At 74.1% G+C, this 15,455-nt stretch carries 14 protein-coding genes and 2 pseudogenes; 3 read left to right on the top strand and 13 right to left on the bottom strand.

The window, feature by feature from the left end:
* Positions 1-15: 15 nt before the first annotated feature.
* From JKP75_RS01845 to JKP75_RS01815, 7 genes and pseudogenes are all read right to left on the bottom strand, one after another.
* Positions 16-2,553: an ATP-dependent Clp protease ATP-binding subunit gene (locus JKP75_RS01845; protein WP_200492716.1), complete on the bottom strand. Its 2,538-nt coding sequence runs from the start codon at positions 2,551-2,553 to the stop codon at positions 16-18.
* A gap of 290 nt (positions 2,554-2,843) precedes the next feature.
* A complete protein-coding gene (locus JKP75_RS01840) occupies positions 2,844-3,200 on the bottom strand; it encodes an Lsr2 family protein (protein ID WP_200489411.1) in 357 nt (118 codons plus the stop codon).
* A 157-nt stretch (positions 3,201-3,357) separates the two neighbouring features.
* A complete protein-coding gene (gene lysX, locus JKP75_RS01835) occupies positions 3,358-4,881 on the bottom strand; it encodes a bifunctional lysylphosphatidylglycerol synthetase/lysine--tRNA ligase LysX (protein WP_200489412.1) in 1,524 nt (507 codons plus the stop codon).
* Between the two features lie 11 nt (positions 4,882-4,892).
* Positions 4,893-5,681: a type III pantothenate kinase gene (locus JKP75_RS01830; protein WP_200489413.1), complete on the bottom strand. Its 789-nt coding sequence runs from the start codon at positions 5,679-5,681 to the stop codon at positions 4,893-4,895.
* 25 nt (positions 5,682-5,706) lie between these two features.
* Complete coding sequence (panC, locus tag JKP75_RS24275; RefSeq protein WP_375539225.1) at positions 5,707-6,987, bottom strand: pantoate--beta-alanine ligase; 1,281 nt, start codon at positions 6,985-6,987, stop codon at positions 5,707-5,709.
* The gene (locus JKP75_RS22365; protein ID WP_255523260.1) at positions 6,984-7,217 is read right to left on the bottom strand and encodes a DUF2520 domain-containing protein; all 234 of its coding nucleotides are present in this window, start codon (positions 7,215-7,217) and stop codon (positions 6,984-6,986) included. Before JKP75_RS22365 ends, panC begins: the two co-directional genes overlap by 4 nt.
* Before the next feature lie 79 nt (positions 7,218-7,296).
* A pseudogene (locus JKP75_RS01815) lies at positions 7,297-7,929 on the bottom strand (Rossmann-like and DUF2520 domain-containing protein); the annotation flags it as partial.
* Between the two features lie 285 nt (positions 7,930-8,214).
* On the opposite strand from JKP75_RS01815, the gene JKP75_RS01810 reads away from it, so the two are divergent.
* Positions 8,215-8,955 carry an SDR family oxidoreductase gene (locus JKP75_RS01810; protein ID WP_207146666.1) on the top strand — a complete coding sequence of 247 codons (741 nt, stop codon included), beginning with the start codon at positions 8,215-8,217 and terminating at the stop codon, positions 8,953-8,955.
* A gap of 5 nt (positions 8,956-8,960) precedes the next feature.
* On the opposite strand, the gene JKP75_RS01805 is transcribed toward JKP75_RS01810, so the two are convergent.
* Positions 8,961-9,620 (bottom strand): hypothetical protein, encoded by a 660-nt coding sequence (locus tag JKP75_RS01805; protein ID WP_200492715.1) that lies wholly within the window; start codon positions 9,618-9,620, stop codon positions 8,961-8,963.
* A gap of 421 nt (positions 9,621-10,041) precedes the next feature.
* Positions 10,042-10,389, bottom strand: a pseudogene (locus tag JKP75_RS24270) (DUF6779 domain-containing protein); the annotation flags it as partial.
* An 89-nt stretch (positions 10,390-10,478) separates the two neighbouring features.
* Between JKP75_RS24270 and JKP75_RS01795 the strand changes: the two are divergent.
* Positions 10,479-11,087, top strand: coding sequence for a DUF1684 domain-containing protein (locus JKP75_RS01795; RefSeq protein ID WP_200489418.1), 609 nt, complete (start codon positions 10,479-10,481; stop codon positions 11,085-11,087).
* Positions 11,088-11,183: 96 nt separating this feature from the next.
* On the opposite strand, the gene JKP75_RS01790 is transcribed toward JKP75_RS01795, so the two are convergent.
* The 3 genes from JKP75_RS01790 to JKP75_RS01780 form a co-directional block, all read right to left on the bottom strand.
* Positions 11,184-12,179: a glycine betaine ABC transporter substrate-binding protein gene (locus tag JKP75_RS01790; RefSeq protein ID WP_200492713.1), complete on the bottom strand. Its 996-nt coding sequence runs from the start codon at positions 12,177-12,179 to the stop codon at positions 11,184-11,186.
* A 121-nt stretch (positions 12,180-12,300) separates the two neighbouring features.
* Positions 12,301-13,035 carry an ABC transporter permease gene (locus JKP75_RS01785; RefSeq protein WP_200489419.1) on the bottom strand — a complete coding sequence of 245 codons (735 nt, stop codon included), beginning with the start codon at positions 13,033-13,035 and terminating at the stop codon, positions 12,301-12,303.
* Positions 13,032-13,736 (bottom strand): ABC transporter permease, encoded by a 705-nt coding sequence (locus JKP75_RS01780; protein ID WP_309229427.1) that lies wholly within the window; start codon positions 13,734-13,736, stop codon positions 13,032-13,034. The genes JKP75_RS01785 and JKP75_RS01780 overlap by 4 nt, the downstream gene beginning before the upstream one ends.
* Before the next feature lie 17 nt (positions 13,737-13,753).
* Between JKP75_RS01780 and JKP75_RS01775 the strand changes: the two genes are divergently transcribed.
* Positions 13,754-14,959, top strand: a complete 1,206-nt coding sequence (locus JKP75_RS01775; protein WP_200492712.1) for an ABC transporter ATP-binding protein — start codon at positions 13,754-13,756, stop codon at positions 14,957-14,959.
* Here JKP75_RS01775 and JKP75_RS01770 read toward each other — a convergent pair.
* On the bottom strand, positions 14,949-15,455 hold the full coding sequence (locus tag JKP75_RS01770; protein WP_200489420.1) for a DUF3180 domain-containing protein: 507 nt from the start codon (positions 15,453-15,455) through the stop codon (positions 14,949-14,951). The two genes, JKP75_RS01775 and JKP75_RS01770, sit on opposite strands and share 11 nt — an antisense overlap.

The raw sequence follows: 15,455 nt of genomic DNA, 5'->3' as shown, positions 1-15,455 counted from the left end.
TTCGGCGTCGTGTGCTTACTCTGCGGCGGCCGACGAACCGTCCTCGTCACCCTCGGCGCCCGACAGGGCGACCGGTGGGGTGTCGGGCAGGTCGACCGGCTTGGCCTCGCCGCGGAAGGTGAACTTCTGCGCCGGGCCCTCCGCGTCGTCGACGTCCACCACGATGATCTGCCCCGCGGACAGTTCGCCGTAGAGGATCTTCTCGCTCAGCGCGTCCTCGATCTCGCGCTGGATGGTCCGGCGCAGCGGCCGGGCACCCAGGACGGGGTCGAAGCCACGGGCGGCCAGGAGCTTCTTGGCCGCGGGCGTGATCTCCAGCGCCATGTCCTTGTTCGCCAGCTGGCTCTCCACCCGGGCGACCATCAGGTCGACGATGTGGATGATCTCGTTCTCGGTCAGCTGGTGGAACACGACGATGTCGTCGATGCGGTTGAGGAACTCCGGCCGGAAGTGCTGCTTGAGCTCCTCGTTGACCTTGAGCTTCATGCGCTCGTAGTTCGACTGGTCGTCGTTGCCGGCCTGGAAACCGAGCCCGACGGCCTTCGAGATGTCCCGCGTGCCGAGGTTGGTCGTGAGGATCAGGATCGTGTTCTTGAAGTCCACGATGCGGCCCTGACCATCGGTGAGCCGACCGTCCTCCAGCACCTGCAGGAGCGTGTTGAACACGTCCGCGTGCGCCTTCTCGATCTCGTCGAAGAGGACCACCGAGAACGGCTTGCGCCGCACCTTCTCGGTCAGCTGGCCGCCCTCGTCGTAACCGACGTAACCGGGAGGGGCACCGACGAGACGGGACACGGTGAAGCGGTCGTGGAACTCGCTCATGTCGATCTGGATGAGCGCGTCGTCCTCGCCGAAGAGGAAGTTCGCCAGCGCCTTGGCCAGCTCGGTCTTACCGACACCCGAGGGGCCGGCGAAGATGAACGAGCCGCCGGGACGGCGCGGGTCCTTGAGGCCCGCGCGCGTGCGCCGGATCGCCTGGCTGACGCTCTTGATGGCCTCTTCCTGGCCGATGATCCGCTTGTGGAGCTCGTCCTCCATGCGGAGCAGCCGCGAGGTCTCCTCCTCGGTGAGCTTGAAGACCGGGATGCCGGTCCAGTTCGCCAGGACCTCGGCGATCTGCTCCTCGTCCACCTCGGCGACGACGTCCATGTCGCCGGCCTTCCACTGCTTCTCGCGCTCGGCCTTCTCGCCCAGCAGGGTCTTTTCGGTGTCGCGCAGGGACGCGGCCTTCTCGAAGTCCTGGGCGTCGATGGCCGACTCCTTCTCGCGGCGGATGGCCGCGATCCGGTCGTCGAACTCGCGCAGGTCCGGCGGGGCGGTCATCCGCTTGATCCGCATCCGGGCGCCGGCCTCGTCGATCAGGTCGATCGCCTTGTCCGGGAGGAAACGGTCGGAGATGTACCGGTCGGCCAGCGTCGCGGCGGCCACCAGGGCGGCGTCGGTGATGCTGATCCGGTGGTGCGCCTCGTAGCGGTCCCGCAGGCCCTTGAGGATCTCCACCGTGTGGGCGAGGGTCGGCTCGCTGACCTGGATGGGCTGGAAGCGGCGCTCGAGCGCGGCGTCCTTCTCCAGGTGCTTGCGGTACTCGTCCAGCGTGGTGGCGCCGATGGTCTGCAGCTCGCCGCGGGCCAGCATGGGCTTGAGGATGCTGGCGGCGTCGATGGCGCCCTCGGCGGCACCCGCCCCGACGAGGGTGTGGATCTCGTCGATGAACAGGATGATGTCGCCGCGGGTGCGGATCTCCTTGAGGACCTTCTTCAGCCGCTCCTCGAAGTCACCGCGGTAGCGGGAACCGGCGACGAGCGCACCCAGGTCGAGGGTGTAGAGCTGCTTGTCCTTCAGCGTCTCGGGCACCTCGCCCTTGACGATGGCCTGCGCCAGGCCCTCGACGGCGGCGGTCTTGCCGACGCCGGGCTCGCCGATGAGAACCGGGTTGTTCTTGGTGCGGCGGGACAGCACCTGCATGACCCGCTCGATCTCCTTGGCCCGCCCGATGACCGGGTCGAGCTTCTGGTCACGCGCGGCCTGGGTCAGGTTGCGGCCGAACTGGTCGAGCACCAGCGACGTCGACGGCGTGCCCTCGGCCGGGCCGCCGGCCGCGGCCGGCTCCTTGCCCTGGTAGCCGGAGAGCAGCTGGATGACCTGCTGGCGGACGCGGTTCAGGTCGGCGCCGAGCTTGACGAGGACCTGGGCGGCGACGCCCTCGCCCTCGCGGATCAGGCCGAGCAGGATGTGCTCGGTGCCGATGTAGTTGTGGCCGAGCTGGAGCGCCTCGCGCAGCGAGAGCTCGAGGACCTTCTTGGCCCGCGGGGTGAAGGGGATGTGGCCGGACGGCGCCTGCTGGCCCTGCCCGATGATCTCCTCGACCTGCTGGCGGACGCCCTCGAGCGAGATGCCCAGGGACTCCAGGGCCTTGGCAGCGACGCCTTCACCCTCGTGGATCAGGCCCAGGAGGATGTGCTCGGTGCCGATGTAGTTGTGGTTGAGCATCCGGGCCTCTTCCTGGGCCAGGACGACGACACGGCGGGCTCGGTCGGTGAACCGTTCGAACATCTGCTGCTTCTCCTTCGACCGGCTGGTCCGGCACTGTCCTCCCCTGGGCGGGGAGGAGCACCCGACATCCGTCGGCGCTGGGGGCACCGGTCATTCCACTGTAGTCGCGAACCACTCCGTCCCGTCGCGGTCCGACGGGCGTGGTGGATGGCTGCCTGGTCCAACGGAACCCGGTGGGGTGCTGTTCCGCCGGGGTTACGCCGTCAGCGGACGCCGGCCGGCCCCGGGAACGCCGGAGGCCCGCCTCCCCGGGGGGGAGACGGGCCTCTCGGACGTGCGGGTGGAACGGCTCAGTGCGCGGCCTCGTAGGCCTCGACCACACCGGCCGGGATGCGGCCGCGGTCGCTGACCTGGTGGCCGTTCTTGCGGGCCCAGTCGCGGATCGCGCCGGCCTGCTCGCGGTCCATGCGGCCGCCGGTCGCGCGCGAGCGGCCACCGCCGGAGGCGCCACCGCTGCCGCGGCTGCCACGGCCGACCTTGCGGGCGGCCGACACGTAGCGGGAGAACGCGTCGCGCAGTTCGGCGGCGTTCTTCTCGGCGAGGTCGATCTCGTACGAGGTGCCGTCGAGCGAGAAGCTCACGGTCTCGTCGGCGGGGAGATTCTCGTCGAGGTCGTCACTCAGGATGACCTGTACCTTGCGAGCCATTCACGTTCCTCACTTCTGTTTTCCCAGCCCCGTGATCGGATGGGTGCGTCGCCGTCGGCGACGAAATCATCAAACCACATCGGTCGACCATTAGTCGCACCCGTTCGACTAAGTCACTGAATGGAGCGGTAACAGAAACTCGGGTTCTCGCAATGGTTCAGGAAGTGAGGGGGCGGACCAGCGGGAAGAGGATGGTCTCGCGAATACCCAGTCCGGTGAGGGTCATCATGAGGCGGTCCATGCCCATGCCCATACCGCCGGTCGGCGGCATTCCGTACTCGAGCGCCTCCAGGAAGTCCTCGTCCAGTGCCATGGCCTCGGGGTCGCCGGCGGCGGCCAGCACGGCCTGGGCGGTGAACCGTTCCCGCTGCACGACCGGGTCGACCAGCTCGGAGTAGGCGGTGGCCCGCTCGATGCCCCCGATGTAGAGGTCCCACTTCTCCGCGAGCCCCGGCGTCGTCCGGTGCGCGCGGGTGAGCGGCGAGGTGTCCACCGGGTAGTCGATGACGAAGGTCGGCGACTGCAGCGAGTCCTGCACCAGTGCCTCGAAGATCTCCTCGACGACCTTTCCGGGCAGCCACGCGGGATCGACGCCGACGTCGTGCCGTTCGGCGACCGCGCGCAGCGTCGCGATCGGCGTCTCCGGCGTGATCTCCTCCCCCACCGCGTCGGAGACCGCGGTGTACAGCGGGATCTGCGGCCACTCCCCGGACAGGTCCACCTCGGTGCCGTCGTGGTGCCGGGCGGTGTGGTCGCCGAACAGCGCGACCGACGCGTCCTGGATCAGCTCGCGGGTGACCGTCGCCATCTCCTGGTAGTCCGCATAGGCCTGGTAGGCCTCGAGCATCGCGAATTCCGGCGAGTGCGAGCTGTCCGCGCCCTCGTTGCGGAAGTTGCGGTTGATCTCGAAGACGCGGTCCAGCCCGCCGACGATGCAGCGCTTGAGGAACAGCTCGGGCGCGATGCGCAGGTACAGATCCAGGTCGAAGGCGTTCATGTGCGTGCGGAACGGCCGGGCGGCGGCACCGCCGTGCACCGTCTGCAGCATCGGCGTCTCGACCTCGAGGTAGCCGCGCGCGGTGAGCCCGGCGCGCAGCGAGGACATCACCGTGGCGCGCTGGCGCACGGTGCGGCGCGCCTCGTCGCGCACGATCAGGTCGACGTAGCGGCGGCGGACCCGCAGCTCCTCGCTCATCGGCTTGTGCGCCACCGGCAGCGGGCGCAGCGCCTTGGCGGTCAGCTGCCACGAGCCGGCGAACACCGACAGCTCCCCGCGGCGCGACGTCCCGACCTCGCCGGTGACCAGCACGTGGTCCCCGAGGTCGACGTCGGCCTTCCACGCCGCCAGCGACTCCTCGCCGACGCGGTCGCGAGAGAGCATCACCTGCAGCTCGGCGTCGCCCTCGCGCAGCGTCGCGAAGCACAGCTTGCCGGTGTTGCGGAAGAAGATGACCCGGCCGGTGACGCCGACCTGCTCGCCGGTCATGGTGTCCGGCTCGAGGTCGGGGTGCGCGGCGCGGACCGCGGCCAGCGTCGTCGTCCGCGGGACGGTCACCGGGTAGGGGTCGACCCCGGAGTCGCGCAGCCGGTCGAGCTTGGCGCGGCGCACCCGCATCTGCTCGGGCAGCTCGTCGATACTGCCGTCGTCGTCCGCGGCCGGGCCGTTCGGTGCGTCGTTCACGGGGGCCGAGCCTACGGGCGCGCCTGCTGCCGCTCGAAGGCCAGGCGCAGGCCGTGCACGGTGAGGTCGGGCTCCCGTTCGGAGATCGTCCGGCAGTTGTCGGCGATCAGCGGGGCCAGGCCGCCGGTGGCGACGACGACCGGCGGGGTGCCGAACTGCGCGACGAGCTCCGCCGCGATGCGCGCGACCAGCCCGTCGACGAGCCCGGCGAAGCCGAGCACCAGCCCGGACTGCAGCGCGCTGACGGTGTTCTTGCCGATGGCGTGCGGCGGGGCGGTGAGCTCCACCGAGCGCAGCTGGGCGGCGCGGGAGGCCAGCGCGTCGTGGCTGACCACGACGCCCGGGGCCAGCGCGCCACCGAGGAACTGCCCGCCGGGGCCGACGGCGTCGACGTTGGTCGAGGTCCCGAAGTCGACGACGACGACCGGCCGCCCGGCGCCGTCGGGGCCGCGCCCGAACAGCTCGTGGGCGGCCAGCGCGGTGACCACGCGGTCGGCACCGACCTCCCGCGGGTTGTCCACGTGCAGGGGGACGCCGGTGCGCACGCCGGGGCCGATGAGGACCACCGGCACCTCGAGGGAGTCCATCAGCCGGCGCAGCGCGGGCAGCAGCGCCGGCACCGCCGAGCACGCGGCGACGCCGGTGACCGTGGTGTCGCGGAGCAGCCCGCGCCAGAGCATGAGCAGCTCGTCGGAGGTCGCCCGCGGCGCGGTGGTGACCCGCCACGAGCCGACCCGCGTGGCGCCGTCGAACGTGGCGAGGACGGTCTGGCTGTTGCCGACGTCGACGGTCAGCAGCACGGCCGCGTCCTCCCCGGCCGGGCGGTCACCGGACCGGGACGCCGAGGTCGCTGCGCCGCTGGTCGGTCGCCCCGGGCACGGGGGCCGACGGGTCGCCGCCGAGCTCCACGACCCGGTTGTCGGCGTCCACGTGCACGACCGTGGGGATGTAGCTCTTGGCCTCGGTCTCGTCCATGAGCCCGTAGCTGATCAGGATGACCAGGTCGCCGGGGTGCACGAGGTGCGCGGCGGCGCCGTTGATGCCGATCACGCCGGTGCCGCGCTCGCCCGGGATCACGTAGGTCTCCAGCCGGGCGCCGTTGGTGATGTCGACGATGGCGACCTGCTCGCCGGGGATGAGGTCGGCGGCGTCGAGGAGGTCCTCGTCCACCGTGACCGAGCCGACGTAGTGCAGGTCGGCCTGGGTCACCGTCGCACGGTGGATCTTGGACTTGAGCATCGTGCGCATCATCGGGGGTCTCCCAGTCGGACGGCGGTGTTGTCGAGGAGCCGGGTGCTGCCGGCGCGGACGGCGACCAGCAGGCGGGCGGGACCGGCGGCGGGCGCCGGCCCCAGGATCGGTATCGGTGAGCTCGAGGTAGTCCTGGAGCAGGTCGGGGCGCTCGGCGAGCACGGCGCGGGCGGCGGCCAGGACGGCGTCGGCGCCCTGCGGGCCGGCCGCGGCTCCCGCGCGCAGCGCGGCGGAGATCGTCGCGGCGGCGGCCCGCTGCTCCGGGTCCAGGTAGCGGTTGCGGCTGGACAGCGCCAGGCCGTCGTCCTCCCGCACGGTCGGCACGCCGACCACCTCGACCGGCAGCGCCAGCTCCCGCGCCATGGCGCGCACGAGGGTGAGCTGCTGGTAGTCCTTCTCGCCGAAGCAGGCGGTGTCGGGGCGCACCAGGCCGAACAGCTTGGCGACGACGGTCAGCACGCCGGCGAAGTGCCCGGGGCGGACCGCGCCCTCCAGCACCGAGCCGAGCGGGCCGGGGTCGACGGTCACCCCGACCGCGGCGGGCGGGTAGACCTCGTCGACCGGCGGGTGGAACACCACGTCGGCGCCCTCCTCGGCCAGCGCCGCGAGGTCGGCGTCCCAGGTGCGGGGGTAGCGGTCGAAGTCCTCACCCGGGGCGAACTGGGTCGGGTTGACGAACACCGAGACGACGACGGTGGCCGCGCGCTCGCGGGCGGCGCGCACCAGCGTGCGGTGGCCCTCGTGCAGCGCGCCCATGGTCGGCACCAGCGCGACCGGTCCGGGCAGCGCGGCGAGCAGCTCGCGCAGGTCGGCGACCGTCTCGGCGACGGCGGGGGTGCCGCGCACCGCGGTCACCGGGAGCCCGCCTCGTCACGGGAGGCGGCCAGCAGGTCGAGCAGCGGCGCCCCCTCGTGCGGCTTGAGCCGGCCCGCGGCCAGCGCCCGCTCGGTGGTGCGGTGCGCCATCGCCACGTAGGCGGCGACCGACTCGGGAGCGCGCTCGGTGAGCGTCTCGAGGTGGCGGCCGACGGTGCCGACGTCCCCGCGGCTGACCGGGCCGGTGAGGCCGCTGTCGCCGCGGCGCAGCCCGTTGTCCAGGGCGGCGGGTCAGCAGCGGCGCCAGGATCCGCGCCGGCTCGGCGACCCCCGCGGTGCGCAGCAGGTCCGCCGCCTCCGCGACCAGGGTGACCAGGTGGTTGGCGCCGGTGACCAGGGCCGCGTGGTACAGCGTCCGGTCGGCCTCGGCCACGAAGAACGGCTCGCCGCCCATCTCCAGGACCAGGGTCTCGGCGACCGGCCGGTAGGCCGGGGCGCTGGTCACCCCGAAGGGCGAGCCGGAGAGCCGGTCGGCGTCCTCGACGGCGCCGGTGAACGTCATGGCGGGGTGCAGGGCGAGCGGCAGCACGCCGGCCCGCTCGGCCGGGGCGAGCACGGCCAGGCCGTGCGCTCCGGAGGTGTGGAAGGCCAGCTGGCCGGCGCGCCAGGCACCGGTCTCGGCGAGGCCGGCGACCAGCCCGGGGAGCGTGTCGTCGGGGACGGCGAGGACGACGAGGTCGGCAGCGGCGACCACCTGGTCGGCGGGCAGCAGCGGGACGCCGGGCAGCAGACGGGCCGCGCGCAGGTGCGAGGCGGCCGACAGGCCGGAGGCGGCGACGACGTCGTGACCGGCGGCGGAGAGCGCGGCGCCGAGGACGGCACCGACGCGGCCGGCGCCGATGATGCCCACGCGCAGACGGGCGGGGGCGTCGTGCGCGTCGGGGATCCCGGCGGCGCGGGGGTTCCTGCGGGCAGCAGGCATCGGTGCACCTCTCGTTCCAGTCCCTCGCGGGTACCGGACGTCGGTTCGGCACCCAGGGTCGGGAGCCGGGTCGTGCGGGTCGGGCGGATCGTGCGGGCGGGTCCTGCTGCAACCGGTCGGGTGTCGCGCAGGGAGAACGCCGTGGGCGAGTCTGGAACTCCCTCGTCCGTATGCGCAACGCGCAGGGGGTGTGGCATGGCTCACCCGAGGGGGCCGCCACCCCGCGGGGGGCCGCCCCTACCGTGACCGGGAACACCCCAACGGCGAGGAGGACTCGTGAGCGAGATGGAGGGGCGGACCGCCCTGGTGACCGGCGGCAGCCGCGGGATCGGCCTGGGCATCGCCCACAGCCTGGTGAAGCGCGGGGCCAAGGTGGTCCTGACCGCCCGCAAGCCCGAGGCGCTCGCCGCGGCGGTCGAGGAGCTCGGCGGACCCGACGTGGCCGTGGCCGTCGCGGGCAACGCGGGCGACGCGGAGCACCGCGCCACAGCGGTACGCACCGCGATCGAGACGTTCGGCAGCCTCGACATGCTGGTCGGGAACGTCGGCATCAACCCGGTCTACGGCCCGATGATGGACCTGGAGCCCGACGCCTTCCGCAAGATCCTCGACACCAACGTCGTCGCCTCGCTCGACCTCGTGCAGCAGGCCTGGCGGGCGTGGATGTCCGAGCACGGCGGCTCGGTGCTGTTCGTGGCCTCGGTGGCCGGCCTGCGGTCGTCGCCGATGATCGGCGGCTACGGCGTGAGCAAGGCCGCGGTCATCAACCTGACCACGCAGCTGGCCGTCGAGATGGGCCCGAAGGTGCGCGTCAACGCGGTCGCCCCGGCCGTGGTGAAGACCCGCTTCGCCGAGGCCCTGTACGAGGGCCGCGAGGCCGAGGTCGCCGCGAGCTACCCCGTGGGCCGGCTGGGCGTCCCCGAGGACGTCGGCGAGGCCGCGGCCTACCTGCTCGGCGACGGCGCCGGCTGGGTCACCGGGCAGACCATCGTGCTCGACGGCGGGTCGGGCTCCCGGGGTCGCTGAGCCCCTCAGTCGCGGCCGAGCACCCGCGACAGGACGTCGTCGGCGTCGCCCTCCTCGCGGTAGCGGCGCCGACGGCGGCCACCCCCGGCGGCGCTGACGCCGTTCTCGGCCAGGATCTCGGCCAGCCGGTTGCTGCTGCCCGGAGAGGTCTCCGGACCGGCCGGCGGCGCCGGGGCGGGCTGCGCGTCGGGCACGGGGGCGGGCATCGCGATCCGGTAGCCGCCGCGGTCCTCGATCCGCGGCCGCCCGGCCACCGGTGCCGGCCGCTCGGCGGTCAGCGCGTCCGCGGCGGGCAGCTCGGCGTCGTCGCCGCGGCGGCGGCGCGGGGACGGCCGCACCTCCGGCCGCGGGGGCGCCGGGCGCTCCGCCGGCGCGGCGGGGGTGTCGAGCAGCTCGCGGGCCACCAGCCAGTCCAGCGGGGACGGCGGCGGCGGGACCGGCGCGACCGGCAGCGGCGCGAGGGGCTCCACCGGTTCGGCCGGCGGCAGCAGCGGGAACGAGGTCGTCGCCGGGGGTGCGGGCGGGGCGGGGGCCGGAACCGGGGCCTGAACCGGGGCCTGGGCCTGGGCCGCCGGCATCGGCGGCGGCGCCAGCCGGGCTGGCTGCGCACCCGGGAACACCGTCGTGGCCGGACCCGGCCGGACCTCGGTCCGCTCGACCCGCACCTGCTCGACCTGGCGGGTCTCCCGCGGCTCGTCGAGGCGGACGGCCGGCCAGCCGCCGGTGAGCTCGCGCGGCTCCTCCCCCGACCAGACGGCGTCCAGCGTGCGCGTCGCCTCGCCCCGGCACCCGGCTGGCCTGGGTGCGCATGACGATCCGCTCGATGAGCATCTCCGAGGAGAGCTGCTCGGTCAGCTCGGCGCGCAGCCGGCCCATGTCGGCGCGCAGCTCGTGCAGCTGGCCCAGCTCCTGCCGCAGGGCGCCGAGCGCGGCGAGGTCGTCGCGCATCGCGGCCACCCGGGCGACCTCGTCGCGCAACCCGGCCAGCCCTCCGGCCTCGGCGCCCAGCGCGGCCACGCCGGCCACCTGCTCGCGCAGCCGGGCGAGGGCGGCCAGCTCGGCGCGGAGCGCGTCGAGCTCCGCGCGCATGGCCTGCTCGCTCTCCCGGCGGAGCTCGGTCTCCAGCTGCAGCTCGTACTCGCGGCGCGCGGCGACCTCGAGGTCCAGCTCGTGCTCGTAGGCCCGGCGCAGCTGCCCCTCGCGGGCCGCGGCGGCCGCCCGGTCGCCCGTGCGGCGGCCGGCGGCGAAGGTCGCCAGGACGAACGCCCAGGCCACGGCGACGACGGCGACCCGGAGGTGCTGGGGGTTGTCGGTGAGGAAGACCGCGAGCGTGGCACCGACCGCCAGCAGGAAGCCCGCGCCGACGACGAGGGCGCGCCGGCCGAGGCGGTCCGTGCCCCCGGCTGCGGCGTCGTCGTCCAGGGCGCGGGGCATGCACCAAGAGTAGCGGCGCAGCACCTCGCCGTCCGCCTTCCGGCGGCCGGCGGCCTGCCGCCGTCGCGGCCTCCTGCGACAGTGGCCCGGTGACCCTCTCGCTGCTGGACTGGCGCCGCCGCACCGCCGCCCTCTACGCCGCCGCGCGCGCGGCCGCCGATCCGGAGAGCGGCTGGCGCACCTGGCGCGACGGGCGGGACGAGCTGTTCGCCGGGCACCCCGACTCGCCCCTGGACGCCGCCGCGCGGGCGTCGTTCGACGGGCTGCCGTTCGCCCCCTACGACCCCGCGCTCCGGTTCGAGCCGGTGCTGGAGCCCGCCGGGGCGGCCCGCCTGGAGGTCCCGACGGCGGCCGACGGGATCGTGCCCCTGGAACGCATCGGGGCGGTGTCGCTGCCCGGGCTGGGCCGGCTCGACGTGTGGTGGGTCGCGCTGTACGGCGGCGGGGTCTTCCTGCCGCTGCGCGACGGCTCGGCCGGACGCACCACCTACGGCGGTGGGCGCTACCTGCTCGACACGGTCAAGGGCGCCGACCTGGGCGGCACCGGCGACCGGCTGGTGGTCGACCTCAACCTGGCCTACCACCCGTCCTGCGCCTACGACCCGCGCTGGTCCTGCCCGCTGGCACCCGAGGGCAACCGGCTCGCTGCACCGGTCGCCGCCGGGGAGCAGCTGCCCCCCGGCGGCGGGTGGTACTGAGCCGGGATCAGGTCACCTGATCATCGAGCGTCCTCCCTCACCGCCCACCACGAGGGAGGACGCTCGGCGGTGAGGGAGGACGGTCTCCGGGCTCGCTCAGTCCTGGGCGAGCGCGCCGTCGGAGCTGAAGACCAGGCCGATCGAAATCTCGCCCTGCTGGAGGGCGGCCTTGGTGAGCGGGCCGCCCGCGTCGAGCTCGCGGAAGCTGTCGAACTCCAGGCCGTAGGTCTCCTCGAGGCCCGGCTGGCAGAACGGCCGCTCGGGGCACTCGGCCGGGCCGCCGAGGACCAGCGAACCGTCGCCGCACGCGTCGGCCAGCTCCGAGAGCGTGGTGACGCCGAGCTCGTCGGCGAAGGCCTGGGTGACCGCGAAGGCGTTCTGGTCGGCGGCCTCCGAGGGCTCCCCGACGACCAGCCCGTTGGCCTCGGCGAGGGGCTGGAGGGCGGCCAGGGTGGCGTCGACGTCACCGGAGGCGATCTCGCTCTCGGCGTCGTCCTCCAGGAACTCGGTCAGGGTGGAGAGGTACTCGGGGAAGACCTGGATCTGCCCGCTCTCGAGCGCCTGCAGGTACAGCTCCCGGTTGCCGACCTCCTGGACCGTGGCGTCGAAGCCCGCGGCGGAGAGCACGTCGGCGTAGATCGTGGCCAGCACGGTGGACTCGGTGAAGTTCGACCCGCCGACGACGACGGCGCCGCTGCCCTGCTCGAGGCCGTCGGTGACGCCGGACTCCTCGACCCAGGCCTGCGCGACCTCCTCGGCGCTCTGGCGCTCGACGTCGACGGCCGCGTTGAGCTCGACGAGGTCGTCGGTGGTCAGCGCCGCGGAGACGGCGTTCAGCGCCGGGAGGAGCGCCGGGGAGGCCGCGCTGGCCGCGGCGTTGACCGCCGGGATGACGTTGTCGGCGTTCTGGAGCTCCTCGTCGTCCTCGAGGACGACGAGCTGGTCGCCCTCGACCGGGGCGCAGGCCTCGCCCGAGGCCGAGCCGCCGGAGCTGCCGCCGTCGTCGGAGCCGGAGGAACCGGACTCCCCGCAGGCGGCGGTCAGGGCCACCACCATCGCGAGGGGAGCGAAGATCCGGAGTCGCGCGCGCATGTGCCCGCCTTCTGTGTCCCGTGGCCGCCTTGTTGCAGCCACGCGTGTCTGGCGGGAGGTCTCCCGCGGAGGCCATCGAACCGAACAGTTGCGCGCAACGCAACGGGTAGCGGCGAGGGATCTAGAGGGGGACGCCGCTGGCCGTCGGTTCGGGCTGCCCGGCGACGGTGCGCTCGCGGAGCCGGTGCAGCGGTCCGCGGCGCGGGCCGGGGGTCACCAGGCGGGTGACCAGCACGAGCAGCAGCTCGGTGAGCAGCGCCAGCGCGGCGATGAGGATCGCGCCGGCGATGATCCGGCCGTAGTCCTGCTGGCCGAAGCCCAGGTTCACGATCCGGCCGAGCCCGCCGCCACCGACCAGCGCGGCCAGGCCGGCGGTGGCCACGACCTGCACGGCCGCCGTCCGCACACCGGTCATGACCAGCGGGAGCGCCAGCGGCAGCTCGACCCGGCCGATGACCTGGCGCCGGGTCATGCCCATGCCCCGGGCCGCCTCGCGGACGTCGGCGTCGACGCCGCGGAAGCCGACGAAGGTGTTGGTGAGGATCGGCGGGATGGCGAAGACCGCCAGCGCGATGGTGGTGGCGCGGTTGCCGAACCCGATGGGGCTGACGGCGAACAGCGTGAGCAGCGCCAGCGTCGGGACGGCGCGGCTCACGTTGGACAGCACGACGACCGCGCCGCTCCCCCGCCCGGCGCTGCCCAGCGCGACACCGACGGGGAAGGCCAGCACGAACGCCGCGAGCACCGCCACCGCCGAGATGGCCAGGTGCTCGCCCAGCAGCTCGAGGACGCCGCCGCGGCGGGTCCAGGTGAGCGGGTCGTTGAGGTAGCGGAGCGCGTCGCCGAAACCGGTCATGCGCGCGCCGCCCGTGCCCAGGGCGTGAGCAGCCGCTCGACGCCGGCCAGCAGCACGTCGGCGACCAGTGCCAGCAGCACGCAGCCGACGGCGCCGGTCACGATCTCCGCCCGGTAGAAGTTGGCGTTGAAGCCGCCGGTGATCAGCTGGCCCAGCCCGCCGTGACCGACGAGCACGCCCACGGTGGTCAGGGCGACCGTCGAGACGGTCGCGATCCGCAGCCCCGCCATGAACGCCGGCAGCGCCAGCGGCAGCTCGATCTGCCAGAACCGGCGCACCGCGCCGTAGCCCATGCCCCGGGCGGCCTCCTGCACGTCGTCGGGCACGCCCTGGAGGCCGACGAGGAAGTTGCGCACGAGGATGACCAGCGAGTACGCGGTGAGCCCGACGAGCACGGTGGTGGCGCTCAGCCCGGTGAACGGGAAGATCAGCGCGAACATGGCCAGCGACGGGATCGTGTAGACGACCGTGGACAGGCTCAGCACCGCGGCGCCGAGCAGCCGGTTGCGGCGGGCGACGAGCGCCAGCGGCAGGGCGATCGCCGCCCCGATCAGCACCGCGCCGACGGTCAGGCGGACGTGCTCGCCGAGGTAGCCCATGATGGTGTCCCAGTTGTCGGCCACGTAGGAGCCGTCGAACCACGGGTTCGGTGCCGCGTCCACCGCGAGCACCGACGTCCCCGCGCTCAGCACCGGGCGCACTCGAGGAGGGTCACGTCGTGGACGCTACTGCGCAGGACCGACGACCGGCGAGGGCGGACGAGCCCGCCGCCGAGCCCGGGTCCGCCGTCGACATCCGGCTGGAGGGCGTGAGCAAGGTCTACGCCGACGGGACCGTGGGCGTCGCCGAGCTGGACCTGACGTTCGCCGCCGGCGAGCTGACCGTGCTGGTCGGGCCCTCCGGGTGCGGCAAGACGACCACGATGAAGATGATCAACCGGCTGATCGAGCCGTCCAGCGGGCGGATCCTCATCGGCGGCGAGGACGTCACCCGCGCCGACCCCGAGCAGCTGCGCCGGCGGATCGGCTACGTCATCCAGAGCATCGGGCTGTTCCCCCACCAGACGGTGCGGGCCAACGTCGGGACGGTGCCCCGCCTGCTCGGCTGGGACCGGGCGCGCACGCGGGCGCGGGTGGACGAGCTGCTCTCCACCGTCGGGTTGGACCCCGCGGCACACGGCGACCGCTACCCCGCCCAGCTCTCCGGGGGCCAGCGGCAGCGGGCGGGCGTGGCCCGAGCGCTCGCGGCCGACCCGCCGGTGCTGCTGGTCGACGAGCCGTTCTCCGCCGTCGACCCGGTGGTGCGCGAGCGGCTGCAGTCGGAGTTCCTGCGGCTCCAGCAGGCCGTGCGCAAGACGATCGTCTTCGTCACCCACGACATCGAGGAGGCCGTCCGCATCGGCGACCGGATCGCGGTCATGAGCCAGGGCGGCCGGGTCGAGCAGTACGCCACCCCCGCCGAGCTGCTGGGCCGGCCGGCCAACGACTTCGTGGCCGACTTCGTCGGCGCCGACCGGGGGTTGAAGCGGCTGGCGGTCACCGGCATCGACCCGCAGGACCTGGAGCGGCCCCCGGTCGTGCACGTCGCGGACGGCCTGGCCGACGCCCGCGCCGCGCAGGAGCGGGCCGGCGCCCGGTGGGCCGTCGTCCTCGACGACGACGAGAAGCTGCACGGCTGGCTGTCGCTCGAACGCTCCGCCGGCGCGGGCACGGTCGGCTCGGCGGCCCGGCGCATGGAGGCCTGGGTGCCGGCCGACGCCAGCCTGAAGGCCGCGTTCGCCACGATGCTGCAGCACGAGGCGGGCTGGGTGGCGGTGCTGGACGGCGACCGGTTCCTGGGCGTCCTCACGCCGGAGTCGCTGCACGCCGCGCTGCGCCGCTCGGTCGAGGGCACCGTCCCGGAGACGGCGGGCGCTACGCGCTGACGCCCTCCGAGGGCTTCTCCCCTTCGGGTGGGATCCGGCAGACCGACTCCAGCCAGAGTGCGGCGGCGACCAGCGCGGCGGCGCCGAGCACCCCGACGACGGCCGTGACGGTGTCGCCGCGCGCCGCCTGGAGCCGGTCCACCGCCGGGGCGACGTGCAGCAGCACCCCGGCCCACACGCCCAGGAAGACCGCGCCGACGTAGGCGCTGGCCTGCGCGAGCACCGCCAGCCGGGCGACCAGCAGCGGCTCGACCCGCCGCACCGCGGCCTCGCCCGAGCGCGGCGCCCGCCCTGCGCGGGCGGCGCGCTCGGCGGCCAGCCGGGCCCGCAGGGTGCGGGCACCCCACGCCTCGGCGGCCGCGAGCACCGCCAGCGGCGTGGGCAGCCACCAGTCCAGGGCCGGCAGCGAGCCGTACCAGGAGCGGACCAGCAGCCAGGCCGCGGCGGTCAGGCCGAGGGCGAGGACGACGAGGTCGCGACGGCGCACCGGGCTCAT

It is taken from the genome of Blastococcus sp. TML/M2B (assembly GCF_016612865.1).
Taxonomy (GTDB): domain Bacteria; phylum Actinomycetota; class Actinomycetes; order Mycobacteriales; family Geodermatophilaceae; genus Blastococcus.
This window is presented reverse-complemented; position numbering and strand designations above follow the sequence as displayed.

Excerpts from the sequence above, each read along its gene's own strand:
- JKP75_RS01770 (WP_200489420.1), bottom strand. The coding sequence starts at position 15,455 with ATGAGCCCGGTGCGCCGTCGCGACCTCGTCGTCCTCGCCCTCGGCCTG.
- JKP75_RS01790 (WP_200492713.1), bottom strand. The coding sequence starts at position 12,179 with ATGCGCGCGCGACTCCGGATCTTCGCTCCCCTCGCGATGGTGGTGGCC.
- JKP75_RS01845 (WP_200492716.1), bottom strand. The coding sequence starts at position 2,553 with ATGTTCGAACGGTTCACCGACCGAGCCCGCCGTGTCGTCGTCCTGGCC.
- JKP75_RS01810 (WP_207146666.1), top strand. The coding sequence starts at position 8,215 with ATGGAGGGGCGGACCGCCCTGGTGACCGGCGGCAGCCGCGGGATCGGC.
- JKP75_RS01785 (WP_200489419.1), bottom strand. The coding sequence starts at position 13,035 with ATGACCGGTTTCGGCGACGCGCTCCGCTACCTCAACGACCCGCTCACC.
- JKP75_RS01840 (WP_200489411.1), bottom strand. The coding sequence starts at position 3,200 with ATGGCTCGCAAGGTACAGGTCATCCTGAGTGACGACCTCGACGAGAAT.